This is a genomic window from Janthinobacterium sp. BJB301, assembly GCF_002735685.1.
Taxonomy (GTDB): Bacteria; Pseudomonadota; Gammaproteobacteria; order Burkholderiales; family Burkholderiaceae_D; genus Janthinobacterium; species Janthinobacterium lividum.
Genome location: NZ_PDZJ01000004.1, coordinates 346,899 through 370,480, shown reverse-complemented (window position 1 = coordinate 370,480; position 23,582 = coordinate 346,899). Strand labels below are relative to the sequence as shown.

28 protein-coding genes and 1 tRNA gene are annotated in these 23,582 nt (G+C 60.4%); 17 read left to right on the top strand and 12 right to left on the bottom strand.

Going from position 1 to position 23,582, the window contains the following annotated elements; all coding sequences use genetic code 11:
• Nucleotides 1-32: 32 nt before the first annotated feature.
• Together CSQ91_RS23690 and gpmA are read right to left on the bottom strand one after the other, a co-directional pair.
• Complete coding sequence (locus tag CSQ91_RS23690) at nucleotides 33-1,496, bottom strand: murein hydrolase activator EnvC family protein (RefSeq protein WP_099389804.1); 1,464 nt, start codon at nucleotides 1,494-1,496, stop codon at nucleotides 33-35.
• Between the two features lie 76 nt (nucleotides 1,497-1,572).
• Complete coding sequence (gene gpmA / locus CSQ91_RS23685; RefSeq protein WP_034753030.1) at nucleotides 1,573-2,319, bottom strand: 2,3-diphosphoglycerate-dependent phosphoglycerate mutase; 747 nt, start codon at nucleotides 2,317-2,319, stop codon at nucleotides 1,573-1,575.
• A 106-nt stretch (nucleotides 2,320-2,425) separates the two neighbouring features.
• On the opposite strand from gpmA, the gene CSQ91_RS23680 reads away from it, so the two are divergent.
• The 5 genes from CSQ91_RS23680 (at nucleotide 2,426) to CSQ91_RS23660 (ending at nucleotide 5,488) form a co-directional block, all read left to right on the top strand.
• On the top strand, nucleotides 2,426-2,842 hold the full coding sequence (locus tag CSQ91_RS23680; protein ID WP_092609308.1) for a rhodanese-like domain-containing protein: 417 nt from the start codon (nucleotides 2,426-2,428) through the stop codon (nucleotides 2,840-2,842).
• Nucleotides 2,843-2,867: 25 nt separating this feature from the next.
• On the top strand, nucleotides 2,868-3,134 hold the full coding sequence (grxC, locus tag CSQ91_RS23675; RefSeq protein WP_070220900.1) for a glutaredoxin 3: 267 nt from the start codon (nucleotides 2,868-2,870) through the stop codon (nucleotides 3,132-3,134).
• A 160-nt stretch (nucleotides 3,135-3,294) separates the two neighbouring features.
• Nucleotides 3,295-3,768, top strand: coding sequence for a protein-export chaperone SecB (gene secB, locus CSQ91_RS23670; RefSeq protein ID WP_034783580.1), 474 nt, complete (start codon nucleotides 3,295-3,297; stop codon nucleotides 3,766-3,768).
• Between the two features lie 181 nt (nucleotides 3,769-3,949).
• Nucleotides 3,950-4,411 (top strand): SH3 domain-containing protein, encoded by a 462-nt coding sequence (locus tag CSQ91_RS23665; RefSeq protein ID WP_034783582.1) that lies wholly within the window; start codon nucleotides 3,950-3,952, stop codon nucleotides 4,409-4,411.
• A 36-nt stretch (nucleotides 4,412-4,447) separates the two neighbouring features.
• Nucleotides 4,448-5,488: an NAD(P)H-dependent glycerol-3-phosphate dehydrogenase gene (locus CSQ91_RS23660; protein ID WP_099389803.1), complete on the top strand. Its 1,041-nt coding sequence runs from the start codon at nucleotides 4,448-4,450 to the stop codon at nucleotides 5,486-5,488.
• 10 nt (nucleotides 5,489-5,498) lie between these two features.
• On the opposite strand, the gene CSQ91_RS23655 is transcribed toward CSQ91_RS23660, so the two are convergent.
• The 4 genes from CSQ91_RS23655 to mscL are packed head-to-tail and all read right to left on the bottom strand — an operon-like array spanning nucleotide 5,499 to nucleotide 8,224.
• On the bottom strand, nucleotides 5,499-5,843 hold the full coding sequence (locus CSQ91_RS23655) for a hypothetical protein (protein WP_225317152.1): 345 nt from the start codon (nucleotides 5,841-5,843) through the stop codon (nucleotides 5,499-5,501).
• 15 nt (nucleotides 5,844-5,858) lie between these two features.
• Nucleotides 5,859-6,551: a DUF2461 domain-containing protein gene (locus CSQ91_RS23650; RefSeq protein WP_099389802.1), complete on the bottom strand. Its 693-nt coding sequence runs from the start codon at nucleotides 6,549-6,551 to the stop codon at nucleotides 5,859-5,861.
• A 21-nt stretch (nucleotides 6,552-6,572) separates the two neighbouring features.
• Nucleotides 6,573-7,733 carry a Do family serine endopeptidase gene (locus CSQ91_RS23645; protein WP_070258533.1) on the bottom strand — a complete coding sequence of 387 codons (1,161 nt, stop codon included), beginning with the start codon at nucleotides 7,731-7,733 and terminating at the stop codon, nucleotides 6,573-6,575.
• A gap of 41 nt (nucleotides 7,734-7,774) precedes the next feature.
• Nucleotides 7,775-8,224, bottom strand: a complete 450-nt coding sequence (gene mscL, locus CSQ91_RS23640) for a large conductance mechanosensitive channel protein MscL (protein ID WP_070223752.1) — start codon at nucleotides 8,222-8,224, stop codon at nucleotides 7,775-7,777.
• Nucleotides 8,225-8,636: 412 nt separating this feature from the next.
• Here mscL and petA point away from each other — a divergent pair, with 412 nt between their 5' ends.
• From petA to CSQ91_RS23600, 10 genes are all read left to right on the top strand, one after another.
• Nucleotides 8,637-9,245: a ubiquinol-cytochrome c reductase iron-sulfur subunit gene (gene petA / locus CSQ91_RS23635; RefSeq protein WP_034783594.1), complete on the top strand. Its 609-nt coding sequence runs from the start codon at nucleotides 8,637-8,639 to the stop codon at nucleotides 9,243-9,245.
• Nucleotides 9,246-9,247: 2 nt separating this feature from the next.
• Nucleotides 9,248-10,660, top strand: a complete 1,413-nt coding sequence (locus tag CSQ91_RS23630; protein ID WP_099389801.1) for a cytochrome b — start codon at nucleotides 9,248-9,250, stop codon at nucleotides 10,658-10,660.
• A gap of 36 nt (nucleotides 10,661-10,696) precedes the next feature.
• A complete protein-coding gene (locus tag CSQ91_RS23625; protein ID WP_034783597.1) occupies nucleotides 10,697-11,461 on the top strand; it encodes a cytochrome c1 in 765 nt (254 codons plus the stop codon).
• Between the two features lie 120 nt (nucleotides 11,462-11,581).
• Nucleotides 11,582-12,193, top strand: coding sequence for a glutathione S-transferase N-terminal domain-containing protein (locus tag CSQ91_RS23620; protein WP_010394154.1), 612 nt, complete (start codon nucleotides 11,582-11,584; stop codon nucleotides 12,191-12,193).
• A gap of 138 nt (nucleotides 12,194-12,331) precedes the next feature.
• Nucleotides 12,332-12,844, top strand: a complete 513-nt coding sequence (locus tag CSQ91_RS23615) for a ClpXP protease specificity-enhancing factor (protein WP_034783599.1) — start codon at nucleotides 12,332-12,334, stop codon at nucleotides 12,842-12,844.
• A gap of 26 nt (nucleotides 12,845-12,870) precedes the next feature.
• Nucleotides 12,871-12,946: transfer RNA gene (locus tag CSQ91_RS23610), tRNA-Thr, on the top strand.
• A gap of 469 nt (nucleotides 12,947-13,415) precedes the next feature.
• Nucleotides 13,416-14,222, top strand: coding sequence for a TIGR04255 family protein (locus tag CSQ91_RS23605; RefSeq protein WP_099389800.1), 807 nt, complete (start codon nucleotides 13,416-13,418; stop codon nucleotides 14,220-14,222).
• A complete protein-coding gene (locus CSQ91_RS28790; RefSeq protein WP_143451087.1) occupies nucleotides 14,204-14,713 on the top strand; it encodes a hypothetical protein in 510 nt (169 codons plus the stop codon). Before CSQ91_RS23605 ends, CSQ91_RS28790 begins: the two co-directional genes overlap by 19 nt.
• Complete coding sequence (locus CSQ91_RS28785) at nucleotides 14,688-15,140, top strand: hypothetical protein (RefSeq protein ID WP_143451086.1); 453 nt, start codon at nucleotides 14,688-14,690, stop codon at nucleotides 15,138-15,140. The genes CSQ91_RS28790 and CSQ91_RS28785 overlap by 26 nt, the downstream gene beginning before the upstream one ends.
• Nucleotides 15,141-15,522: 382 nt before the next feature.
• Complete coding sequence (locus CSQ91_RS23600; RefSeq protein ID WP_034753599.1) at nucleotides 15,523-15,729, top strand: dodecin; 207 nt, start codon at nucleotides 15,523-15,525, stop codon at nucleotides 15,727-15,729.
• A 27-nt stretch (nucleotides 15,730-15,756) separates the two neighbouring features.
• Here CSQ91_RS23600 and CSQ91_RS23595 read toward each other — a convergent pair whose 3' ends face one another.
• Nucleotides 15,757-16,068, bottom strand: coding sequence for a hypothetical protein (locus CSQ91_RS23595; protein WP_099389799.1), 312 nt, complete (start codon nucleotides 16,066-16,068; stop codon nucleotides 15,757-15,759).
• Between the two features lie 162 nt (nucleotides 16,069-16,230).
• On the opposite strand from CSQ91_RS23595, the gene CSQ91_RS23590 reads away from it, so the two are divergent.
• Both CSQ91_RS23590 and CSQ91_RS23585 read left to right on the top strand, forming a co-directional pair.
• Nucleotides 16,231-16,605 carry a hypothetical protein gene (locus CSQ91_RS23590; protein ID WP_099389798.1) on the top strand — a complete coding sequence of 125 codons (375 nt, stop codon included), beginning with the start codon at nucleotides 16,231-16,233 and terminating at the stop codon, nucleotides 16,603-16,605.
• A 211-nt stretch (nucleotides 16,606-16,816) separates the two neighbouring features.
• Nucleotides 16,817-17,818, top strand: a complete 1,002-nt coding sequence (locus tag CSQ91_RS23585; RefSeq protein ID WP_099389797.1) for an EDSAP-1 family PEP-CTERM protein — start codon at nucleotides 16,817-16,819, stop codon at nucleotides 17,816-17,818.
• Nucleotides 17,819-17,869: 51 nt separating this feature from the next.
• Here CSQ91_RS23585 and CSQ91_RS23580 read toward each other — a convergent pair whose 3' ends face one another.
• From CSQ91_RS23580 to CSQ91_RS23560, 5 genes are all read right to left on the bottom strand, one after another.
• Nucleotides 17,870-18,931, bottom strand: coding sequence for a LytR C-terminal domain-containing protein (locus tag CSQ91_RS23580; protein WP_099389796.1), 1,062 nt, complete (start codon nucleotides 18,929-18,931; stop codon nucleotides 17,870-17,872).
• An 11-nt stretch (nucleotides 18,932-18,942) separates the two neighbouring features.
• Nucleotides 18,943-19,881, bottom strand: a complete 939-nt coding sequence (locus tag CSQ91_RS23575) for a type II secretion system F family protein (protein ID WP_034783626.1) — start codon at nucleotides 19,879-19,881, stop codon at nucleotides 18,943-18,945.
• 118 nt (nucleotides 19,882-19,999) lie between these two features.
• A complete protein-coding gene (locus CSQ91_RS23570) occupies nucleotides 20,000-20,977 on the bottom strand; it encodes a type II secretion system F family protein (protein WP_099389795.1) in 978 nt (325 codons plus the stop codon).
• Between the two features lie 10 nt (nucleotides 20,978-20,987).
• Nucleotides 20,988-22,334, bottom strand: coding sequence for a CpaF family protein (locus tag CSQ91_RS23565; protein ID WP_170846399.1), 1,347 nt, complete (start codon nucleotides 22,332-22,334; stop codon nucleotides 20,988-20,990).
• Nucleotides 22,335-22,384: 50 nt separating this feature from the next.
• Complete coding sequence (locus tag CSQ91_RS23560) at nucleotides 22,385-23,554, bottom strand: AAA family ATPase (protein WP_034783630.1); 1,170 nt, start codon at nucleotides 23,552-23,554, stop codon at nucleotides 22,385-22,387.
• Nucleotides 23,555-23,582 lie beyond the last annotated feature (28 nt).

Genomic DNA, 23,582 nt, shown 5'->3' with positions numbered 1-23,582 from the left:
TACAAATTCGCTGCCGCAGCAATGGTGGGAACTTAAAACTTCACCCAGGTGGCTGGATCGAAGGCGCGGCCCTGATGACGCAATTCAAAGTATAGCCCTGATTCCTCGTTGCCGCCGCTGTTGCCCGCGCTGGCAATGGCGTCGCCGCCCTTGACGGCGTCGCCCACACGTTTCAGCAGCGATTGGTTATTGCCATAAATACTCATGTACTGGCCGCCATGGTCGACGATGATCAAATTGCCGAAACCGCGCAGCCAGTCGGAAAACACGACACGGCCGCCGGCGATGGCGTGGATCTCGCTGCCTTCGCCCGTGCGGATGAACACGCCCTTCCAGCTGGGGCCGTCACCGCGCTTGCTGCCGAAACGGGCCGCGATCTTGCCCGCCACGGGGGCACGCAGCTGCCCTTTCAAGCTGGCAAAGGCGCCGGCTGGCGCAGCCGGGCCCAGGCTTGGGCGTTCCGGCTCCGGTTCCGGCTTCGGTTCGGGTTTCGGCGTCACCTTGGCCACTTGCGGCGGTTCGTCGTCGTCGATTGGTTCCAGTTTCACGGGCGGCGGTGGCGGCGTTTGCGGCTTGATCTTGCCCGACTTGTTTTGTTGCTCTTTCGCAATTCGTTCGCGTTCAGCCTGCGCCTGCGCGGCCTTGGCGCGCGCGGCCAGCAAGCGTTCGCGTTTCTCCGCCGCGATCTTGGCGTCAGCGGCTGCCTTGGCGGCGGCCCGTTGCTCGGCCAGCAATTGCTGGCGTTTCTTTTCCGCTGCGGCAGCGGCGGCCTGCTCTTCGATCAGTTTTGCCAGCTTGTCGACCAAGTTGCCCATGCGCTGTTCGTCGCGCTCGACATTGCCCACTTCCTTGCGCTGCGCCACCAGGCGCTGAGACAAGCTCGTCAGCAAGGCGGCGCGGCGCGCCTTCTCCTGCACCAGCAAGGCTTTCTGGTCGCGCTCTTCCTGCGCGATTTCTTCCAGCTCATCCTTGGCGTTCTGCACGTCCGCCTGGTTTTTCTCCACGGCCATCAAGTTGGCGCGCAAGGCTTCCAGCAGGCGCGCCTGCGCCTGCGACACGTACGCCATCAATTGCAAGTCGCGGTTGATGCGGTTGGGGTTGTCGCCCGACAAGAGCAGCTTGATGCGATCTTCGTTGCCGGCGACATATTGTTCACGCAGCAACTTGGACAGCTGCGTCTTTTGTTTCTCGACGGTGGCCGTCAATTGCTGATGCTCTTGCCCCAGCGCATTGAGTTTCACACCCGTCTCGCTTTGCTCCTGCGCCAGGTCGCGCAAGGCGCGGTTGGCGTTGGAAATGGCTTCTTCCGACTCGGCCAGGGTATCGGCCGCATCATCCTTGGCGCTTTCCGTGCGGCTGATGTCGCGCTTGAGCGCCGTCAGCTTTTGTTGCAATCCAGCACGTTGTGCTTCCGCGGCCGCCTTCTGCTTGCTGCGTTCGGTGGGCTTGGCGCCCTGCGCGGCACCGCTGGAAAGCAGCAGCGCCAGGCACAGCATGGCACCGGCGCGCCACGCCGGCAGAGGTCGTTCAGCAGAGGGGGCGATGGCTGTGCCGCGGAAGAAAGACGACAAGTTACTTGGCCTTCCCTTGGTTCGCCACGGCCGCTTGCGCTGCCGCAATCGCTGCCGGGTCGCCCAGGTAGTAATGACGAATCGGTTTCAGGTCGGCGTCCAGTTCATACACGAGCGGCTGGCCGTTCGGGATGTTCAGGCCGACGATGTCGCTGTCGCTGATGCCATCGAGCATCTTGATCAGCGCGCGCAAGCTGTTGCCATGGGCCGAAATGATGATTTTCTTGCCGGCGCGGATGGCCGGGGCGATTTCTTCATCCCAGGCCGGCATCACGCGCGCCACGGTGTCTTTCAGGCATTCGGTCAGCGGAATCGACGCTTTCGGCAAGCCGGCGTAGCGCGGATCGTTGAACGAGGCGCGGTCGTCGTCTTCCGCCAGCGGCGGCGGCGGCGTGTCGTAGCTGCGGCGCCATACCAATACTTGCTCGTCGCCATACTTGGCGGCCGTCTCGCCCTTGTCCAGGCCTTGCAGGGCGCCATAGTGGCGCTCGTTCAAGCGCCAGTCGTTCTTGATCGGCAAATACATCATGTCCATCTCGTCGAGCGCCAGCCACAGGGTGCGGATGGCGCGCTTCAGGACGGAAGTGTAGGCCACGTCGAACGTAAAACCTTCCTGCTTGAGGATCTGGCCGGCGGCCTTGGCTTCGTTGACGCCCTTTTCCGTCAGATCGACGTCGGTCCAGCCGGTGAAGCGGTTATCGAGGTTCCAGGTGGACTCGCCGTGACGCATGAAAACGATTTTGTACATAGTTCTATCTTCTCAAGGGGTTCAAATCAAAAAAGCAAAACGTAAAAAGACCTCGTCCAGCTTCTATTTTATAATGCGCGGATTGACTTAAACCATTGGACCCTACGTGAAATTCATTATCGACCACATTTTTCTGTTTGCCATCGTCATTATTTCCGGCGGCGCCCTCCTCTGGCCACTGCTGTCGATGCGCGGCAAGCGCGCGACCGTGCTGGAAGTCACGCAACTGATCAACCGCGGCAAAACCATCATCGTCGACGTGCGCAGCGCGGAAGAATTCGCCACGGGCCACTTGCCTGAGGCAAAAAATATTCCGCTGCCGGAACTGGCAAAACGCATGGGCGAGCTGGAAAAATTCAAAACGCGCCCCATTGTAGTGGTTTGCCAGAAAGGTTCGCGTTCGGCAACCGCCGTCGGCCTGCTGGGCAAAGCCGGTTTCGCTGAGGCAACGAGCCTGGAAGGCGGCCTCGACGAATGGAAAAAGCAGGGTTTGCCATTGAAAACCTTGTCGCTGGCGAAATAAACCAGCCTTAACTGAAGGAATCATCATGACCGTACCTGTTATTGTTTACAGCACCGCCGTGTGCCCGTATTGCGTGCGCGCCGAGCGCCTGTTGGAAGCCAAGGGCGTCGCCGTGCAAAAGATCCGCGTCGACCTCGACCCGGAAGAGCGCATCAAGATGATGGAACGCACGGGCCGCCGCACGGTGCCGCAGATCTATGTGGGCGATACCCACGTGGGCGGATTCGACGATTTGTATGCGCTCGATCAAGCCGGCAAGCTGGACCCCTTGTTAAATGGCACGGCAGCCTGATATAAAGCGGGTTCGAGAAATTGCTTGGTTTTTTGTCGTATTGTTTTGATACAATTGCCCTCGCACCTGATCTGGCCGCGCCTACCCGGCGCGGTTTGAATACCGCAAGCACCATATTTGAACGGTGTGCCGTTCTTGTCCTTTACAACGAAAGCGTTCCATGTCTGACGAAAATCTGCAACCAGTCTTCCAAATCCAACGCGTCTACCTGAAAGACATGTCGCTGGAACAACCAAATTCCCCAGCTATTTTCCTGGAACAAGAAGCACCAGCGATCGAAGTAGCTCTGGACGTGGGCGCTGCGCCTCTGGCCGACGGCATCTTCGAAGCCACCGTGACCATCACCGTGACCGCCAAAGTCGGCGAAAAAGTCGCTTTCCTGGTTGAAGGCAAGCAAGCCGGTATCTTCGAAGCACGCAACATTCCTGCTGATCAACTCGATCCGCTGCTGGGAATCGGCTGCCCGAACATCATCTACCCTTACCTGCGCGCCAACATCGCCGACGTGATCACCCGTGCCGGCTTCCCGCCAGTGCACCTGGCCGAGATCAACTTCGAAGTGTTCTACCAACAACGTCTGCAAGCTATTGCTGACGCCGCTGCCGCAGCACCAGCAGCCAGCGAAACGCACTAAGAACATCTCACCAAACCTGCTGCGCGGCGCGCTTTGCGGCCTGTGATGCTCGCTGTGCTCTAGCACAGCTGCGCTTCTCGGCCACAATGCACTGCCGCTCGCGACGGTTTTGTGAGTGTTCTATACTGCAGGTAAGAAACGGCGGCCTGGCCGCCGTGTTTCGTTAAGGTTCAAAAATATCATGTTGAAAAGTGCGCTCTTGAGCAAGTTCCGCTGGATGGCCGGCGCCGTACTGCTGCTGGCGACCGCCGCCAGCCATGCCGTCGATTTCAAAACGGTGGGCGCGGCTCCCGTGATCCTGTACGACGCGCCATCCTCCAAGGGCGGCAAGCTGTACGTGGCGCCACGCGGCATGCCGCTGGAAGTCGTGCTCAGCTACGGCGAATGGGTCAAGGTGCGCGACGCCAGCGGCGAAATGGCATGGACGGAAGCCAAGGGCCTGTCGGCCAAGCGCAACCTCGTGGCGCGCGCCGCGAACCTCAAGGTTCGCGCCAGCCCCGACGACACCGCCTCCGCCATCATCCTCGTCGACAAGGGCGTGCTGCTGGAAATGAGCGAGCAACCGACCTCCGGCTGGGTCAAGGTGCGCCACAAGGATGGCCAGAGCGGCTACGTCAAGACCAGCGAAGTGTGGGGCATGTAAGCACCGCACCCGTTCCCCCTGCCCCATTGAGGTTGCATGCAAGTTTCTCCTGAAGTCACTCCCGATATCATTCCCACCGCCCGCAAGATCACCATCCTGGGCGCTGGCGCCTGGGGCACGGCCGTGGCGATGGCCCTGGCCGGCCGCCACGACGTGCTGCTGTGGGGCCGCAATGGCGAAGCCATGGCCGCCATGGCCGCCAGCGGTGAAAACAGCTATTTGCCCGGCTTCCCTTTACCCCCGCAACTGCGCATCGGTGCCGATTTCGACGCCGCCGTCGCGCATGCCGGCGGTGAACACGGCATCCTGATCGCCGCCTGCCCCGTGGCGGGCTTGCGGCCCATGCTGCATCAATTGAAAGACAAGGCCATCGGCAACGTGGTGTGGCTCTGCAAAGGGTTTGAAGGCGGCACGGGCTTGCTGCCGCACCAGATCGTGCAGGAAGTGCTGGGCGACAATATTCCCGGCGGCGCCCTGTCCGGCCCTTCGTTCGCGCAGGAAGTGGCGCGCGGCTTGCCGTGCGCGCTGACCATCGCCTCGCACAGCGCGGCCTTGCGCGGCGCCGTCGTCTCGGCCTTGCATGGCGGCACCATCCGCGTGTATGCGAGCGAAGACCTGGTGGGCGTGGGAGTGGGCGGCGCCGTCAAGAATGTGCTGGCCATTGCCACGGGCGTGGCCGACGGCCTGGGCCTGGGCTTGAATGCGCGCGCCGCGCTGATCACGCGCGGTCTGGCGGAAATCACGCGCCTGGGCACGGCCCTGGGCGGCCAGACGGAAACGTTCATGGGCTTGACGGGCATGGGCGACTTGATTCTGACGTGCACGGGCGACCTGTCGCGCAACCGCCGCGTCGGCCTGGGCCTGGCGCAAGGCAAGGCGCTGGCCACCATCGTGGCCGAACTCGGTCATGTGGCAGAAGGCGTGCCCTGCGCCAAGGCCGTGCGCGAACTGGCGCGCCGCATGGGCGTCGACATGCCGATCACCAACGCGGTGGCCGGCGTGCTGTTCGACGGCGATCTGCCGCACGTGATGGTGCAGCAACTGCTGTCGCGCGATCCGCGCGCCGAGGCGGCCTGACAGGAAAAACCTAGCGACCAGCCTTGTGCATGAGTATGGTCAGCAACAATAAACTGTCTTCGCGCGCTTCCAGGGCGTGCGCCTGGCCGCCGAGCAGGTACAGCATCTGCCCCGGCCCCAGCAGCTGCACGCCGCCATGCGCCGTCACCGCCACCTGCCCCTGCAGGCACAGCAGGGTGATTTCACCGAGCACATGATGCTCGGGCATGGTCTTGCCCTTGGGCATGCACATGCGGATCAATTCCAGTTCGTCCGTCTTGGCCAGCGCAATGGCGGAAAACTGCGACAGGTCGTCGCCGTCCCTGCGCAGCACCTCGATCACCTGTCCTGAACTTGCGTGCTCCAGTGCCATCATGTGCTCCTTCCGCAATTACTCGGTGACTTCCTCCGGCTCTTTCGCGCCGCGCATCCACTCGACCAGCGGCCATGCATCCTTCAAGCCTTCCGCCAGGGTCGGCAGCAGTTTCTCGGGCGCGTTGACGGGCAGCGGCACTTCGGTCCAGACAAAAAAGCTTTTCAGCTTGATGAATTCGATATGTTCGGCATCCGCCTCGAAACCCTTGGGCGGGCGCTGCAATTTGCCCTCGTTCTGGATGGTGCCGAAGCGGGCCTTCAAACGCTTATTCTTCAGCACTTTGGAGAAACCTGGCGCGTCGTTGACCATGTGATCGCGCAGCGCCTTCAGGCGGCCCGGCGGCGGCATGTATTCGCCGGCGCCGAACAGCAGGTTGCCCTGGCCATCGATCTGCAGATAATACGTGGGGCCGCCCGCCTTGCTGGGACGGCGCATGTCGTTCGGCGCGATGGCGGCCGAAAAACGCGTTTTATACGGGCTCTTGTCGTGCGCAAAACGCACGTCGCGGTTGATGCGGAACATCGCCTTCTTCGGATTGCAGTACTTCACGGCCGGGTCGAACTTGCCCAGCTCACCGATCAGGCTGGTGACCAGGGCGAGGAATTCCTCGCGCAGGATGTCGTAGCGGGGCTTGTTCATGACAAACCAGGGACGGTTATTGTTGTCGCTCAGTTCACGTAAAAATTGGGTCAAATCACGCACATGCATGTGTCAAATTCCGATCAGCAACTATTTGGAAAGCTCTTTCGGGATGGGGCGCTTGCCCACCATCACGTCGAGCGCCGCTTCGCGATTCTTGCGCAGCACCGTCATTTTAGCTTTTCCGCCGGGCGGCAGTTGGGCGATCAGGTTCAGCATTTCCGTCGTGTCGCCCACGGGCTTGCCGTCCACCGTCAGCAGGATGTCGCCGGGCACGATGCCCGCCTTGTCGGCCGGCCCGTTGCGCACCACGCCGGCGATGATGGCGCCGCTGGTGCGCTGCAAGTTGAAGCTTTGCGCCAGCTCGGGGGTGATGTCCTGCGTTTCCACGCCGATCCAGCCGCGCACCACGTGGCCATCCTTGATGATGGCTTCCATCACCGTTTTCGCCGTCGAGACGGGAATGGCGAAGCCGATGCCGACGGAACCGCCGCTTTGCGAATAGATCGCCGTATTGATGCCGATCAGATTGCCGCGCGTATCGACCAGGGCGCCGCCCGAATTGCCGAAGTTGATGGCCGCATCCGTCTGGATGAAATTTTCAAAGCTGTTGATGTGCAGGTTGTTGCGGCCCAGGGCGGAGATGATGCCCATGGTCACCGTCTGGCCCACGCCGAAGGGGTTGCCGATGGCCAGCACCACGTCGCCCACGCGCGCCAGTTCCGACTGGCCCAGCACGATGACGGGCAGCTTGTCGAGGTCGATCTTGATGACGGCCAGGTCCGTTTCCGGGTCCAGGCCCACCACCTTGGCGGGCGCCTTGCGGCCATCGGTGAGCACGACTTCGATTTCGTCGGCGCCTTCGACCACGTGGTTATTCGTCAGCACATAGCCTTCATGGCTGACGATGACGCCCGAGCCGAGGCTGTTTTTCAAGTCCTCGCCATCCTCGCCGTCCGGGTCGCGGTCGCCGAAGAAACGTTTGAAGAAGGGATCGCGCGCCAGCGGATGGGCGCCGCGCTTGGGTACTTGCAGGGTGAGGATATTGACGACGGCGGGCATGGCGCGCGCCGCCGCGTCGCGGTAGGAACCGGGCGCCAGGCTGCTGGACGCCGTTTCCACCACGGGCACCGGTTTCGCAGGAGAGCCCAGTTGCTGTACCCGGCTGGCCGGGCGCAGCGCGCCGTACACAAAGTACAGCGCCAACGCGATCGTCACGGTTTGCGCAAACAATAACCAGAATCGTCGCATACAGTTCTCTGCCCAGGTCAGCCGGCCCGTGCCGGAACGACTTATTTTGCCAGATTGTTGCTGTTGCGTGCGTTCTGCTGCAAGGAGTCGCGGATTTCACGCAGCAGCACGATGTCTTCCGGCGTGGCCGGTGCCGGCGCTGGCGCGACCGGTTCGCTGCGGCGGGCCTTGTTCATCAGGCGCACCATCTGGAAGATGATGAAAGCAAGAATGATGAAATTGAGCAAAATGGTCAGGAAGTTACCGTAGGCCAGCACGGCGCCCGCCTTTTTCGCTTCCACCAGGGTCATCGTTGTCGCCTGGCCATTCAGGGGCAGGTAGTAGTTGGCAAAATCGAGGCCGCCGAAAATGCGGCCGATGGGCGGCATGATCACGTCTTGCACCAGGGAATCGACAATCTTGCCGAAGGCGCCACCGATAATGACACCGACCGCCAGATCGACGACATTGCCTTTCATTGCAAATTCTTTAAATTCCTTCATCATTGCCATGAATTTCTCCTTCGGATAGATATAAAAACATGCCGATCATACTATTGATTCCTGGGGACACCAACTTGTGGTTGCCAGCAGGACCAATTCCGGCACAGCCGTGCGCATCTAGTTCGAAAGAACTAGCCACCTCCTGCAAAAGTATATAAATTATGGTACAAGCAACGTTTTTGTTTTATTCGTTGTTTGCTTCACTTATAATTTGCGGTTGCCAGAAGTGGCTTTTTCACTTCCGGATAATCAACAAGAAACTGGCACGGGCTGCGCCATTGGCCGAAGTTCCGCAGGGATGTTGCCACTTTACCGTACAAAGATGCGGGTTGCGGCAAACAGTGGGAAAGAGCTTCGGCGACGGGTTTTTCGCGGCTGCCACTCATAATAAAGATTCGCATTTTGACTGATTGGGGTTTGCATGAGTAACGAAAAGCAGGTCGATTCAGGCCGTCGCGGCTTGCTCGTCGCCACGTGCGCGGCGGGCAGTGTAGTTGGATTGGCAACCGCGGGAGCCTTGGTAAGCACCTTCCAGCCGTCGGAGCGCGCGAAAGCGGCTGGCGCGCCGGTCGAAGTAGACATCACCACCTTGCAACCCGGCGAAATGCGCACCGTCGAATGGCGCGGCAAGCCGGTCTGGATCCTCAAGCGCACGCCGGAAATGATCGCGTCGCTCAAGCAAACCGATGGCAAGGTCGCCGATGCCAATTCACAACGCAATCCCGCCGAATTCACGCCTGAATACTGCATGAATGAAGCGCGCTCGATCAAGCCTGAAATTCTCGTCGCCGTCGGCATCTGCACCCACCTGGGCTGCTCCCCTTCCTCGAAATTTACCCCTGGCCCGCAACCGTCGCTGCCCGATGACTGGGAAGGCGGCTTCCTGTGCCCTTGCCACGGCTCCACCTTCGACATGGCAGGCCGCGTGTTCAAGAACAAGCCGGCGCCGGACAACCTGCAAGTGCCGCGCCATATGTACCTGAGCGACACCAAATTGCTGATAGGTAAAGACGAGAAAGGCGAGGCTTGATCATGGCTGCTTTCAAAGAAACGAAGTTCCCGGCAGACGCTCCCGTCGCCGAAAAAGCGCTGGGCTGGGTCGATGACCGCTTTCCCCTGACCAAGCTGTGGAACGACCAATGGGGCAAGTACTACGCCCCGAAAAACTTCAATTTCTGGTACATCTTCGGCTCGCTGGCCATGCTGGTGCTGGTGTTGCAGATCGTCACCGGCATCTTCCTGACCATGCACTACAAACCGGATGCGGCCCTGGCCTTCAATTCCGTCGAGTACATCATGCGCGAAGTACCGTGGGGCTGGCTGGTGCGCTACATGCACTCGACGGGCGCCTCGGCCTTCTTCATCATCGTCTATCTGCACATGACGCGCGGCCTGCTGTACGGCTCCTACCGCAAGCCACGTGAATTGATCTGGCTGTTCGGTTTCGCCATCTTCCTGTGCCTGATGGCCGAAGCGTTCTTCGGCTACCTGCTGCCATGGGGCCAGATGTCGTACTGGGGCGCGCAAGTGATCGTCAACCTGTTTGGCGCCATCCCGCTGATCGGCCCTGACCTGTCGCTGTGGATCCGCGGCGACTACGTCGTGTCCGACGCGACCCTGAACCGCTTCTTCGCCTTCCACGTGATCGCCATCCCGCTGGTACTGCTGGGCTTGGTTGCAGCGCACTTGATCGCCCTGCATGAAGTCGGCTCGAGCAACCCGGACGGCATCGAAGTGAAGGAAAACCTGGGCGCCGATGGCCACCCGGTCGATTCGATTCCTTCGCATCCGTACTACACCGTGCATGACCTGTTCGGCGTATCGATCTTCCTCGTCATTTTCAGCGCCGTCGTCTTCTTCGCGCCGGAAATGGGCGGCTACTTCCTGGAGTACAACAACTTCCTGCCGGGCGACTCGCTGAAGACCCCGCTGCACATCGCGCCAACCTGGTACTTCACGCCGTTCTACTCGGTGCTGCGCGCCACCACGGCCGACTTCATGTACGTGCTGATGGGTGTCGTGGCTGCCTATGTGGTGTTCATCTGGCTCAAGTCGCGCCTGTCGACGACCGTCAAATCCCTCATCGCCGGCATCGCCATCGTCGCCATCATCGGCATGCTGCCGCAGGTGCTCGATGCGAAATTCTGGGGCGTGGTGTTCTTCGGCGGTTCCGTCGTGATCCTGGCCTTCCTGCCATGGCTGGACCATTCGCCCGTGAAATCGATCCGCTACCGTCCGACCTGGCACAAATACATCTATGCCATCTTCGGCCTGTCGTTCCTGATCCTCGGCTACCTCGGGACCCAGGCGCCAACGGATACGAAGACCATCGTGTCGCAAGTGTGCACCCTGATTTACTTCAGCTTCTTCCTGTTGATGCCATGGTGGAGTGCAATGGGCCAGTTCAAGACCGTGCCGTCGCGTGTGACGTTTCACCCGCACTAAGCCGCTCTCACGCCACGCTCAAAGGACATACATCATATGAAGATTGCAAAAAAACTGCTCGCCATCCTGGCCTTCGTGCCTGCCATGGCTCTCGCCAGCGAAGGCGGCTTTCCGCTGGACAAGGCGCCTGACCGCCAGACCAACATGGCAGCGCTGCAGCATGGCGCCAAATTGTTCGTCAATTATTGCTTGAATTGCCACGCCGCCGTGTCGATGCGCTACAACCGCCTGCGCGACCTGGGCTTGACGGAAATCCAGATCAAGGAGAATCTGTTGTTCTCAGGTGATAAAGTAGGCGACCTGATGACGACGGCCCTGGCACCGCAGGACGCCAAGGCCTTCTTTGGCGTCGTACCGCCGGATTTGTCGGTAATTTCGCGCGCGAAATCATCTTCCGCTGGCACAGGCGGCGACTACCTGTATACTTACCTGCGTACGTTCTATAAAGACGACACTCGTCCGACCGGCTGGAACAACATGGTCGTGCCGAATGTTGCCATGCCGCATGTATTATGGGAATTGCAAGGTGTCCAGACTGCCAAGTTCGTGGAAGAGAATGATCCGCACGAAGCTGGCAAGAAGATCCACAAATTTGCCGGCTTCGAGCAGGTCAAGCCAGGTACGTTGAACAAGATCGAGTATGACAATGCGGTAGCCGACCTGGTCGGCTACATGGAGTGGATGGCCGAACCGGCACAGCAAACACGCAAGCGCCTGGGCGTGTGGGTGCTGCTGTTCCTGTCGGTCTTTGCTCTGCTGGCATGGCGCCTTAACGCGTCGTTCTGGAAGGAAGTCAAATAAGTGAGGCGCCGGCCATAGGCCGGTTTATGCCTGTTTCTGCGTTGTCCGCATGAGTGGACAAGCGACCTGGGGTGAGCCGTTCGCGGCTTCACCCCCTTTGTTTCTAAGGAACTATAAAAAATGATGGTTCTCTATTCGGGTACAACCTGCCCATTTTCGCAACGCTGCCGCCTGGTCCTGTTTGAAAAAGGCATGGACTTCGAAGTGCGCGACGTCGACCTGTTCAACAAACCGGAAGACATTTCGACCATGAATCCGTACGGCCAGGTGCCTATCCTGGTTGAGCGCGAACTGATCCTGTATGAATCGAACATCATCAACGAGTACATCGATGAGCGCTTCCCGCATCCGCAACTGATGCCGGCCGATCCGCTGATGCGTGCCCGCGCGCGCCTGATGCTGTTCAATTTCGAAAAAGAACTGTTCGTGCACGTGCACGTGCTGGAAAGCGAACGCGCCAAGAGCAACGACAAGGCCCACGACAAGGCACGCGCGGAAATCCGCGACCGCCTGACGACCCTGGCGCCGCTGTTCCTGAAGAACAAGTACATGCTGGGCGACGAATTCTCGATGCTCGACGTGGCTGTCGCGCCGCTGCTGTGGCGCCTGGACCACTACGGCATCGAACTGTCGAAGACGGCTGCACCGCTGATGAAATACGCCGAACGCATCTTCTCGCGTCCAGCGTATATCGAGGCATTGACCCCTTCCGAAAAGGTCATGCGCCGCTAAAGATAATCCCGGCAGGCCGCGCCTGCCGGGATATCTTGGGGCATGTGGTAAAGTTGCTTTTGCGCTGTCCCAGTCTTTTGAACTACCGGTGCGCCCGCCTCATGCTGACGGGGGCGCTCCCGCCTCACCGTGCCTACCATGTCTGAAATCTCAACCAAACCTTATATGCTGCGCGCCATCTACGAGTGGTGCACCGACAGCGGCTACACGCCTTATCTCGCGGTCAAAGTCGATTCGCGCACCACGGTACCGATGGAATACGTGAAAAAAGGCGAAATCGTGCTCAACATCAGCTTCGGCGCCACCAGCGGCTTGAAGATGGACAATGACGCCATCCGCTTCCACGCCCGCTTTGGCGGCGTCTCGCGCGAAATCTACGTGCCGGTCGACAACGTGATGGCCATCTACGCCAACGAAAACGGCCAGGGCATGGCCTTCGAGCCCGTGCTGGGCAACGATGACCCGGACGCGCAACCGACGGACAGCCCGGCCTCCGCCGACGTCCCGCCACCCGTGCTCGCCCCCGCCGCCAGCGGTCCCACCCTGTCGTCCGTGCCGACCAGTTCCCCCGAACAACGCGACAACGCCACGCCCGGCGACGACGAGCCACCAAAAAAAGGCGGCCGCCCGACCCTGACACGCATTAAATAGCGTATAATTCGCAACGCGCAGTTTTTGCCGACTTAGCTCATTTGGTAGAGCAGTTGATTTGTAATCATCAGGTGGCCAGTTCGAAACCGGCAGTCGGCACCAGAATTCAGTAGGAAATCAAAGGGTTACAGGCTTCGGCATGTAGCCCTTTTTCTTTTACGAGGGTCAACTGCGTCAACAAATGAAACATTAGTAGAGTAACAATGATGTTCATTGCGGAAGTTGGCATAGATCATTAGTTTGTAAACTAGAATGGTCCAGTACCTTTTGCACCAAGGAACGTCCTCGCGATCCATCATGAAGTGGCTTGCATATGTGTAGCGCACCATCTAAGTGAGCTAACTATGCAACAACTCATTGGCGAAGATCAATGCGTGCCCTGTATAGTGAATGGCTTGTGCATGGTCGGAAACGACTACTCTATGCGATGGTGCTATCTGGCTACAAGAGGTACAACAAGAAATTTATCATTGTGCTTCTCACTGCCGTCTTTTCCACTATAATCAAATACAAGTAATTATGCATTTAATGCAACGTCGTTACACAGCGTGACCGCGTTTGGAAGGGAAAAATGAGACCAGCTGATCTACCTGACTTCGGGAGCCCTCCACTAGGCGAGGTTGTTTTGGGAGTGCAGTTTTCGAATCCTGCCGGATATTCGCAGATTCATGCAGGAAAAGTTTGGGATCTGTTTCAGGAAAACTATCCTCACGTCGAAGAATATATGCCCTTGCCACCCGTTTTCGAAACATTCGGGCCACAGATTCCATCGCCTGGAAACCAGCTTTCATTCGTTGATGGTGCATTGCATGATCGCTACTGGTTCTTAAATGAGCGACGTGACGAAATAATTCAATTTCAACAAGATCGAATCCTTCATAACTGGCGTAAAGTAGGGGACCGCACGAATGAGTATCCGCGATTCGAACATATGATCGCGCGGTTTACAGATGAGTTAACTAAGCTGGAAAATTATTTTTCCACTCTTACTCCTCAGAAACTACAGATAAGCCAGTGCGAAATTTCATATATCAATCACATAGCTACTAGTGCCAATGGGACACTCAAACTATCAGATTGGTTAAGCTTTGTTAATTTTGGCACAAAGCACCCACAGAACTTTAATCTCAATTTTAGAGAAACTATTGTTGATGCGAATGAAAAGCCACGCGCACGTTTAATTTGTGAGATTGGAGAAATACTTAGGTCAGATGGACAGCGTGCTATTTCGCTAAGCCTTACGGTCCGAGGTGCTCCTGAATCATCAACTATTAGTTCTGCATTGAAGTTTCTGGCAGAGGGGCGTACAAGCATTGTGAATCGATTTACAGAACTTACAACGCCTGAAGCACATAAGGCATGGGAGCGAAAAAAATGATCACCGAATGCGCTGCATTTTCATCATCAGATATGAGGAGCACAATAGCGCCAAGTCGTCGCGTGTCTAGCACAGATATACTTCCATTGAAGACAGCTTTTGTGCGCCAACAAAATTGGATCGAGCCGATATCTAAACGTCTCCGTGAGTTGATGCATCTTAAAGCAGGGTGGGATGGTTATAGTGGACGTCCACTTAGCCAAGAGAATGCAGTGTTTGCCATGAGCATTTTGTCTGCCGTCATGGATCAAAGCATACCGGTTCCGTCACTAGTGCCAACCGTAAGTGGCAGTGTCCAAATTGAATGGCATACATTAAAAGGCGACATTGAACTTCGCATTCATCGACCAAACAGCGTGCATGCATGGTTCAGTAGTGTTGACGATGATCAGGAGCCGGAAGTTGACCTCACTTGGGACTTTAAAATCGTATCGGCTTGGCTCAATTATATTAAGGAGACGAACGTTGCCGCTGAGCCCGCCGCCGCGTGATGTAAATAACTTAGTGATTCCTCATGACCACGCCGAGATTCTGGCCGAGGATGGACTAATTCGTCGAATCCCGCCGCAATGGGTTGTTGATGATGTTAAGTCACCCACCGGTAAGCGGCTTTCTTCTGAGGCCTTCGAAATGTCTTCCCCTGAGTGTGGAGGAGGCATGTCTGTTGATATTCGACGCCTCATAATTGAGGCCGGGCAGGATATAAAAGCACACGTGACAATGCCCCCATGGATCGGTTCAATTCAAGTGACGGCAGGTCAATTACGTGGCTATAATCTCCAAGTAGGTTTCTCTCCTTTACCTACAAATCCATTCCACGGCGAAGCATGGGGTAAGATCTCGAAGAAGCAGAGCAAAGCCTTGCGGCTGGCAAGCACTTGGATAGTCGAAATCAATGGTTGCTCGCTTGAGGCCTAGGACTAGGACTAGACATATAAATAGTGCAAGTCTTAATGCCAAGTTATGTGGCATAAAGGTTTAATTTTGTTATGCTATGTTAGCTCACGTTACTCTCACCAATGGATTTTTAATCATCAATGGATAGTTTGAGAGTGCTTGCTAGCAGAAAAATCATTAGGAAATCAAAGGGTTACAGGCTTCGGCTTATAACCCTTTTTTCTTTCCCCCGCCTGCCTAGCACTCTTGTGACCTTTCAAACGCATCGCCATCTCTAGGCAACCCACTTGCGTGATGCATTGCTGCACCGCGCAATGACGTCCAGCATATTTAGGCGCAAGATGAGCACGTGCTTGCGCAAAGCAGGCTCCCGATGTCTGGCTTGCCTACCTGGGGAAATATCATGTCCGCACACACTTACAAACTGATCGAACTGGTGGGAACATCGACCGAGAGCAGCGATCAGGCGATACGCGATGCCATTGCCAAGGCGGCGCTGACGGTCAAGCACATGGACTGGTATGAAGTGACCGAGTCGCGGGGACATATCGTCGACGGCAAGGTAGCGCACTTCCAGGTCACGCTCAAGGTCGGCTTCCGGCTCGAGTAAAGGGATCGATTAAGGCAGGCGGCGCATTCACCGCCGCGCGACCGCTCCCCGGCTTTCCAGCCACTCCCGGCCGCCGGCATCCAGCGCGGTCTCGATGACCTTGTCCGGCAGGCTGTAGACGGTCGCCCAGCTGGCGCGGCCATCCTGCGTGTTGGCGGGAAAACTGTGCGTCTCGATCGGCCAGTGATATTTGCGTTTCAATGCCTTGACGATGGCGGCCAGCGAGACGCGGCCTTGCAGCGGTTCGGCGCCGGACTGGTCGCGGTTCGACAGCAGCACGGCCAGGACCTGGCCGCGGCCCGTGCGCGCGCCGGGGAAGGTGGGGGTTTTGTTTGCCATGGCCTATTTTACCGGGCAATGATCGGACGAGAGGCGATGTGCCGCACCTTTGATCCGGCGCAAGCGCCGCAGCGGCTTTGCGTCCACGATGGGTATTTCGCCAGGCGTGCCAGCGCCCCTCTGCCAGCCTGGGCCTATCATCATGGGGCACAGGAGCCTATCATGCACAGCCTGAACATCCACGCCATGCAATGGCAGCCCGTCGCCGATATTTCCGCCGTCGATCCGCTGCTGCCCGAGGATCTCGCCTGCTTTCGCGAACTGCGCGATGTGCTGCAACGCTATAGCGCGCTCGACCGCTTCGGCATTTCCCTGATCCACCGCCATTTCGACATCGCCGACGATGAGGAGCTGATGGAGTACACGGATGCGGAAGCACGCACCCTGACGGTAAAACCTGTCAAGAAAAGCGACATCGACTGGCAGCATACGACGATTACCAACTGGAAATTGACGGACGGCGAGGAAGTGTCGCGCATCGGATGCGGCTGCGCACGCAATTCCGGTGGCCACCTCGGCTATCACCGGGGCACCTGAGGCTGGCTGGCACCGCCCGCCAAGCGGCGTCGGCCTTTCTTACACTTTGCTTCCGCCAGCTCAGTCAGCTTTGCGCAAGCAATTGATTTCACGTGATTTTTTTGTGTGGCACGCAAGCTGCTTATCCCTGTCTACGAGATGAATCCAGGCAAGTCATCCTGGATTCTTTGTCCCCCGGATTTTTCGAGACTGACCACGATAAGAGGCTGCGATGAACGTCGATCACACACGAAGCAAGACCCTGGGCTGGCTGGGCGCACTGGCGGCGGCAAGCCTGCTGGCCAGCGGCCAGGCGCAGGCCGGCGCGTACGGCCTGGCCGTCAATGAGTTGAACAATTTCCGCATCACCACCAGCGCCGGCGCGCTGTCGCTGGCCGGCGCGAACCGCAATGCCAGCGACAGCGCGTTTTTCGAAGGCGGCGTGGCCGTCAATCCGCGTGCCGTCAATACGGGGCCGGCCGCCAACGCCGACGTACTGCAAGTGTGCTCGGGCGGCGGCTGCAGCGGCCTGCCGCAAAACCATTACGCCCCCAGCCCCAGTTCCACCCTGGAGTTCGCCCGCGGCGATGCACATGCCTTCGGCAACATGCTCAATGGCGGCGCCACGGTGCGCGCCGTGGCGGAAGCCCAGCGCAACACGGTCGGTGCCGCCACGTCCACGGCCGGCGACACGCTGACCGGCTCCGTCAACCTGACCCTGTCGAGCGCCGGCTTCATCACCTTCAGCTTCATGGGACGGCGCGACCTGCGCACCAGCGTGACGACCATGGGCGACAAGTCGAACGTGTCGATCATGGATATCTTCAATATCTCCTGCAACAGCGCCAGCCCCGTCGGCTGCCTGTCGAACGCGAATGCCGATGGCGTGATCTTCCAGTTCGCACCCGATGGCGATGCCAACAATGGCAGCGACGTCAACGGCAACCATACGGTCGGCAGCCTGGATCCGTTCAGCCTGAACATGACGGCAGGCACCAACGACCCCGCTACCGGGCGCGCCTTCACGAATGGCTTTGCGATGTTTTCCCTGACCTCGAATTTCGCCCTGCCGGCTGGCAGCTACACCTTGAACTTTTCCAAGTCCACGCGCACCGACATCGTCGTCATCGATCCCCTGGCCGTGCCGGAACCAGGCACCCTGTTCCTGCTGGGCATGGGACTGGCGGCCCTGGCTTTTACGCGGCGCCGCCAGCCACAATCAGCAGCAGCATGAAATAAAACGGCGCCTCATGGGCGCCGTTTCTTTTGCATCAACAGAGGCGTGTTAACCGAGCCGCGCCAGCGCCTGGCGCGCCAGTTGCAACTGCTGCAGATAATAGCGGTGCAGCATGGCCGGATCGCTCAGGTCGTGCCCCAGTACCAGGCGCAGTTCGCTGGCAGGACAATCGGCGGCCTGGGTCTGCACCTGGGTTTGTACCTGCATCCCCAACTGGCGGGCCAGCTGGCGCGCCGCCTGCTCCTGCGCGGGCCGGTATTCGACGCGCGTGCGCGCCACCTGGAAGCTGGTTTCATTGGCCAGGCGCACCACCTGCACGGGACTGCCGGCCAGGCTGCGCGCCAGTGCGGCGGCCAGGCCGGGCACGCCATTGCCATTCACAATTTCCAGGCGCGGACGGGGTACGGCAGCGGGCACGCTGCGCACGGCTGCCGGCACACGCTGCAAGCGGGCCATGCCGTCGCCTTGCGTGATCTCGATGCGCGCCATGGCGGGCGCATCCGGCACCGGCGCGGCCACGGGTACACCTTGCGGCGGCGCCTCGCTGCGCAAGACGGCCATGTCGCGCCGCAAATCGTGCTCCTGCAAGCTGGCCGCCTGGCGCCGCATGACGGCCGCGCGCGCGTGTTGCCCCAGCCGTTCGAGCACCTGCGCCAGATGCTGCCAGGCCAGCGCATTGAGCGGGTCGAGCAGACACGCCTGCTCCAGCGCGGGCAAGGCTTGCGCAGCGCGTCCACTCAGATAATAAGCATGACCGAGATTGCTGAACAGATACGCCTGTTGCGGCTGCGGCGTGCCCGCCTCCTGCGTCAAGGCCAGCCAATGGGCAATCGCCGCATCGTGCTCGCCCCGCTGCGCGTGCAGCACGGCCAGGCCGTTGCGCGCATTCACATGGCGCGGCGCGGCGCGCAAGGCTTGCTCGTAGGCCGCTTGCGCGGCAGGCAGGTCGCCCGCATCAAAATACTGGCGTCCCGCGACATAGGCCGCATCGGCAGCGGCAGCGGCAGCGGGCGGCGCCGGCAGCCGCGGCGCGTGCGCCGTGTGGCTGGCGCACGCGCCCAGGCCCAGACAGGCACAGGCGGCGGCCAGGCGGGAAATCGTCAAGCGCATGGTAGCTCCTTTCAGCGGCTGGCCATGGCCGGCACGAGCACGCGATACACTTCGATCACGGCCGGCCCCATGAGCACCAGCATGAGGGTGGGAAAGACGCAAAAAATCAGCGGGAACAGCAGTTTCAGGGCAATCTTCGCTGCCGCCTCCTCGGCCAGCAGGCTGCGCTTGCCGCGCAGGTTTTCCGAATGCACGCGCAGCGAATCGCCCATGCTGGTGCCGAAGCGTTCCGATTGAATCAGCATGGCGACCAAGGTATCGACGTCTTCCACGCCGCTGCGCAGGGCCAGGTTACGCAGCGCCTTTTCCTTGGAAAAGCCGGCGCGCATTTCCATCAGCACCAGCTGCAACTCCTGTGCCAGCACCACGCTCTTGATATGGATTTCGCCCGACACCTTCACCAGCGCGCGCTCCAGGCTCAAGCCCGCTTCCACGCACACGGTCAGCAAATCGAGCGCGTCCGGGATGTTTTCAAAGATGTCGCGCTGGCGCCGCTTGGCCGTGCTGGCCAGCACCAGGTTCGGCAGGTAATAGCCGATGGTGGCGCTGACGCACAGCAGCAACAGCAGCACGCTGCGCAGCTGCGCCGCCATGGCGCTGGCCGCATACAGGCCCAGCACGGTGGGAAACAGCAGGGCCAGCACGCTTTTCGCGGCGAAGTACAGGGCCGGCGCGCTGGCCTGGCGCCAGCCCGCGTTCATGAAGCGCGTGCGCAGCGGCGAGCGCTCCCAGCCCTCTTCCGGCAGCGACAGCTTGCTGAACGGCTGCGCCACGCGCGCCACGCGCTCCACCCAGCCGTTTTCCGCCACCGCCTCGCTGGCGGCCGGCGCCATGGAACCGAACAGGCGCTGGCGCAAGGCACCGGGAAAGAAGATCAGCCACGCCAGCAGGGCCAGCGCCACCACCACGGCGAAGACAATCAACAGAAACAGCAGTTGCGAGCCAGTCATGGCATTTCCTCCGATTGATCGACTGACAAAACGTTCAGGGCTAGGCGTGTCGCCGAAGGCAGTACGAAAGTACGACAAGGCGACGCAACAACGCCATGGACTTTTTTCAGACGATCTCTTAGATGCGGATGCGGATCACATTGCGCATCCACACGACACCCAGCGCCACCATGCCGGCCGCGTACCACAGCAGTTTGATGCCGCTGGGGTCGGTCCACAGCAAGCTGATGTATTGCGGATTGACGAGCGCCATGACGCCGATCATCACCACCGGCATCAAGCCCAGCACCCAGGCCGACATGCGCCCCTCGGCCGACAGCACGCGCACCTGTCCCAGCAGTTTCAAGCGGGCACGGATGATGCGCGCGATGCTGACCAGCACTTCGGCCAGGTTCCCGCCCGATTCACGCTGCACCAGCACGGCGATGACAAGGTAGCGCAAGTCCGTCAGCGGAATGCGCGCGGCCAGGTTTTGCAGCGCCTCGTTCATCGGCACGCCGTAATTGATCTCTTCGTGCGCCATCTTGAATTCGCCGCTGATCGGCTCATTGAGTTCATCGCCCACCATCTGCAGCACATTCGAAAACGAGTGTCCGGCGCGCAGCGCGCGGGCCAGGAAATCGGCCGCTTCCGGCAATTGCGCCTCGATCTTTTTCAGCCGCGCGGCGCGCGCGCGCAGCACGACCATGCACGGCCCGCCGCCTGCCACGCCCAGCAGCAGCAAGGCGCCAGGCAACGGCATGGGCAAGATGGCCAGCCACAGCAGCGCCAGCAACAGCAAGCCGCCCGCGCCGCCCAGGAACTGCGCCACCGACCAGGACAAGCCCGATTGCAGCAGCAGGTGGTCGAGCCGTGCCGCCTGCGGCAGGCGCCGCAGCCAGCGCTCGAGGCCGGGCGAGCGCGCATAGCGGCGCTGCTTGAGGATCGAGACCCGCTCACCGCCCGCCTCGCCGCGCGCCGCCATCAGCCGCAAGCGCCGGTTGATGCGCCGCGCCGCGCTGCCGTGCGTGCCCGACCACCACAGCCAGGCGCCTTCCACCATCAGGATGCAGGCGGCGAACAGCAGCACGGCAAAGCCGTAGAACACCAGGTCCATGATGCTTCCTTTATTCGTAGATGCGGTCGGGATCAAACACCGTATCGGGCACGGGCGCACCGAACATGCGCAAGCGTTCCGTGAAACGGGGCCGCACGCCCGTGGCGCAAAAGTGGCCCAGCACCTTGCCTGCGGCATCGACACCCGTCTGCTCGAAGCGGAAGATTTCATGCATGGCGATGATGTCGCCCTCCATGCCCGTCACTTCCTGCAGGCTGACCAGCTTGCGCGCGCCATCCGTCAGGCGCGACACTTGCATCACCACCGTCACGGCCGAACAGATCTGCTGGCGCGTGGCGCGCGGCGTCAGGTTCACGCTGGCCATGCCGACCATGTTTTCCAGCCGCGCCAGCGCGTCGCGCGCCGTGTTCGAGTGGATGGTCGCCAGCGACCCTTCGTGGCCCGTGTTCATCGCCTGCAGCATGTCGAGCGCCTCGGCGCCGCGCACCTCGCCCAGGATGATGCGGTCGGGCCGCATGCGCAGCGCATTGCGCACCAGCGCGCGCTGGCTCACTTCTCCCTTGCCCTCGATATTCGGCGGGCGCGTTTCCAGGCGCACCACGTGCGGCTGGCGCAGCGCCAGTTCGGCCGCATCCTCGATGGTGACGATGCGCTCGCTGCCCGGGATGAAACCCGACAGCACGTTGAGCAGGGTCGTCTTGCCGCTGCCCGTGCCGCCCGAAATCAGGATGTTGACCTTGGCCTGCCCCAGCGCCTGCAGCACCTGCACCATGGGCGGCGTCAGGCTTTTGTAGTCGAGCAGGTTGGCGATCGTCAAAGGCTGCACGGCAAAGCGCCGGATCGACAGGATCGGGCCATCGACGGCCAGCGGCGGAATGATGGCATTGACCCTGGAACCGTCCGGCAGGCGCGCGTCGACCATCGGGCTCGATTCGTCGACCCGCCGTCCCACACGCGAGACGATCTTTTCGATAATCTTCATCAGGTGCGCATTGTCGTGGAACGTCACGTCCGTCAGCTGCAGCCGCCCGCCCCGCTCCACATACACCTTGTCGCAGGTGTTGACGAGGATATCGGACACGCTGGCATCGGCCAGCAACGGTTCCAGCGGGCCGAAGCCCAGCATCTCGTGCTGGATGTCGAGCACCAGGCTATGCCGCTCGTGCTGGTTCAGGACGATGCGTTCTTCCTCGATCACGCGCTGCACCAGCAGCGCCAGCTCGTGCTTGAACTGCTCCGCCGTCAGGCGCTTCAGGCGTTCCAGGTCGATACGGTCTAGTATCGTCTGGTGCATGGTTTTTTTCAGTTCCTGGTAGGCGTGCAGCGCCAGCGCGCCTTGTGCGTTGGTGGCGGGGCGCACCGTTTCATTCGCCGCCAGGCGTTCGCGTAAAGTCATCTCGGCTCCCATGATGGCTCCCGGCGGGAGCCTTGACATCCATTGCTGTCCTAAGCCTCGCTGCGGCTGAACAGGCGGTCGAACAGGCCGCGGCTTTCCGTCACGCGGCGCGCCGTCACCAGTTCCACCAGCTCGGCCAGGCTGCGCGCCACGGCGCTGGTGCGCGACAGCTGCAGCAGCGGGATGCCCTGGTTGACGGAATCGGTGGCGGCGATGTAATCGTTGGGCACCGTGTGCACCACTTCCGCACCCAGCGCCTGCTCCAGGTCCGCCAGGCGCAGCCGGCCACCCTTTTCATAGCGGTTGACGATCAGGCGCAGGCGCTCGCCCGGATAGCCGAGCGAGCGGAAGATGTCGAGCAGGCGGCGCCCGTCGCGGATGTCCGGCAAGGCCAGCTGCAGCACCGGATAGATGGCGTCGGCGTTGTCGAGCGCGCGCAGCGACAGCGCATCGATCTGCCGCCCCACGTCGAGCACGATATAGTCGTAGTGCTGGCGCGCCACGGCCAGGATGCGGTCCATGTGCTCGGGCTGCATGTCGACCTTGTGCGCGGGATCGTCGGCCGCCGCCAGCACGCCGAAGTTCGGCGTCACGTGCACCAGGCACGAGGCGAGAAAGGCGCCATCCATGCGCGCGATCTGCGCGCAGATGTCGGACAAGGTCATGGCCGGCTTCTGGTCCGAGACATACAACGTGGCGTCGCCGAACTGGCCGTGCAGGTCGATCAAGAGCACCTTGCAGCCGGCCAGTGTCGCCATCGCATAGGAAAAATTCGTCGACAGAAAGGTGGCGCCGCTGCCGCCCTTGCACGAGATGAAGGCAAGCACTTTTCCATCGCGCATCTGCGTCACGCCGGCCTGGATATCGACCCTGTCCATCGCCTCGTGGAAGGCCTTGTGCACCAGCGGCAGTTGCAGCACTTCGCGCATGCCGGCGCGCATGGCGCGTATCAAAACATCCTGCTGCTGGCCGCGCGTGAGCAGCATCAGCACGGCCAGCGGATACTGGCGCGCCAGGCGCTCGAGCAGGTCGGCCTCGTCGGCATCGATGCCGCTGGCGTCGACGATCACCAGCTCGGGCGCTTCGGCCAGCATGCGCTCGACGGCGTCGCGCAGGCCGCTGCGCCGGTCCAGCAGCCGCAGCACGGGCATGCGGGCCGCGCCTTGCGCCGCGATTTCATCGTGCAAGCTGGCGTCGCGGGTAATCATCAAGGCTTTCATCGCCCCTCCTTCATTCAAGGCTACACAT

Coding starts and splice junctions, on each gene's coding strand:
- CSQ91_RS23690 (WP_099389804.1), bottom strand. CDS start 1,496: ATGCTGTGCCTGGCGCTGCTGCTTTCCAGCGGTGCCGCGCAGGGCGCC.
- gpmA (WP_034753030.1), bottom strand. CDS start 2,319: ATGTACAAAATCGTTTTCATGCGTCACGGCGAGTCCACCTGGAACCTC.
- grxC (WP_070220900.1), top strand. CDS start 2,868: ATGACCGTACCTGTTATTGTTTACAGCACCGCCGTGTGCCCGTATTGC.
- secB (WP_034783580.1), top strand. CDS start 3,295: ATGTCTGACGAAAATCTGCAACCAGTCTTCCAAATCCAACGCGTCTAC.
- CSQ91_RS23665 (WP_034783582.1), top strand. CDS start 3,950: ATGTTGAAAAGTGCGCTCTTGAGCAAGTTCCGCTGGATGGCCGGCGCC.
- CSQ91_RS23660 (WP_099389803.1), top strand. CDS start 4,448: ATGCAAGTTTCTCCTGAAGTCACTCCCGATATCATTCCCACCGCCCGC.
- CSQ91_RS23655 (WP_225317152.1), bottom strand. CDS start 5,843: ATGATGGCACTGGAGCACGCAAGTTCAGGACAGGTGATCGAGGTGCTG.
- CSQ91_RS23650 (WP_099389802.1), bottom strand. CDS start 6,551: ATGCATGTGCGTGATTTGACCCAATTTTTACGTGAACTGAGCGACAAC.
- CSQ91_RS23645 (WP_070258533.1), bottom strand. CDS start 7,733: ATGCGACGATTCTGGTTATTGTTTGCGCAAACCGTGACGATCGCGTTG.
- mscL (WP_070223752.1), bottom strand. CDS start 8,224: ATGGCAATGATGAAGGAATTTAAAGAATTTGCAATGAAAGGCAATGTC.
- petA (WP_034783594.1), top strand. CDS start 8,637: ATGAGTAACGAAAAGCAGGTCGATTCAGGCCGTCGCGGCTTGCTCGTC.
- CSQ91_RS23630 (WP_099389801.1), top strand. CDS start 9,248: ATGGCTGCTTTCAAAGAAACGAAGTTCCCGGCAGACGCTCCCGTCGCC.
- CSQ91_RS23625 (WP_034783597.1), top strand. CDS start 10,697: ATGAAGATTGCAAAAAAACTGCTCGCCATCCTGGCCTTCGTGCCTGCC.
- CSQ91_RS23620 (WP_010394154.1), top strand. CDS start 11,582: ATGATGGTTCTCTATTCGGGTACAACCTGCCCATTTTCGCAACGCTGC.
- CSQ91_RS23615 (WP_034783599.1), top strand. CDS start 12,332: ATGTCTGAAATCTCAACCAAACCTTATATGCTGCGCGCCATCTACGAG.
- CSQ91_RS23605 (WP_099389800.1), top strand. CDS start 13,416: ATGAGACCAGCTGATCTACCTGACTTCGGGAGCCCTCCACTAGGCGAG.
- CSQ91_RS28790 (WP_143451087.1), top strand. CDS start 14,204: ATGGGAGCGAAAAAAATGATCACCGAATGCGCTGCATTTTCATCATCA.
- CSQ91_RS23600 (WP_034753599.1), top strand. CDS start 15,523: ATGTCCGCACACACTTACAAACTGATCGAACTGGTGGGAACATCGACC.
- CSQ91_RS23595 (WP_099389799.1), bottom strand. CDS start 16,068: ATGGCAAACAAAACCCCCACCTTCCCCGGCGCGCGCACGGGCCGCGGC.
- CSQ91_RS23590 (WP_099389798.1), top strand. CDS start 16,231: ATGCACAGCCTGAACATCCACGCCATGCAATGGCAGCCCGTCGCCGAT.
- CSQ91_RS23585 (WP_099389797.1), top strand. CDS start 16,817: ATGAACGTCGATCACACACGAAGCAAGACCCTGGGCTGGCTGGGCGCA.
- CSQ91_RS23580 (WP_099389796.1), bottom strand. CDS start 18,931: ATGCGCTTGACGATTTCCCGCCTGGCCGCCGCCTGTGCCTGTCTGGGC.
- CSQ91_RS23575 (WP_034783626.1), bottom strand. CDS start 19,881: ATGACTGGCTCGCAACTGCTGTTTCTGTTGATTGTCTTCGCCGTGGTG.
- CSQ91_RS23570 (WP_099389795.1), bottom strand. CDS start 20,977: ATGGACCTGGTGTTCTACGGCTTTGCCGTGCTGCTGTTCGCCGCCTGC.
- CSQ91_RS23565 (WP_170846399.1), bottom strand. CDS start 22,334: ATGACTTTACGCGAACGCCTGGCGGCGAATGAAACGGTGCGCCCCGCC.
- CSQ91_RS23560 (WP_034783630.1), bottom strand. CDS start 23,554: ATGAAAGCCTTGATGATTACCCGCGACGCCAGCTTGCACGATGAAATC.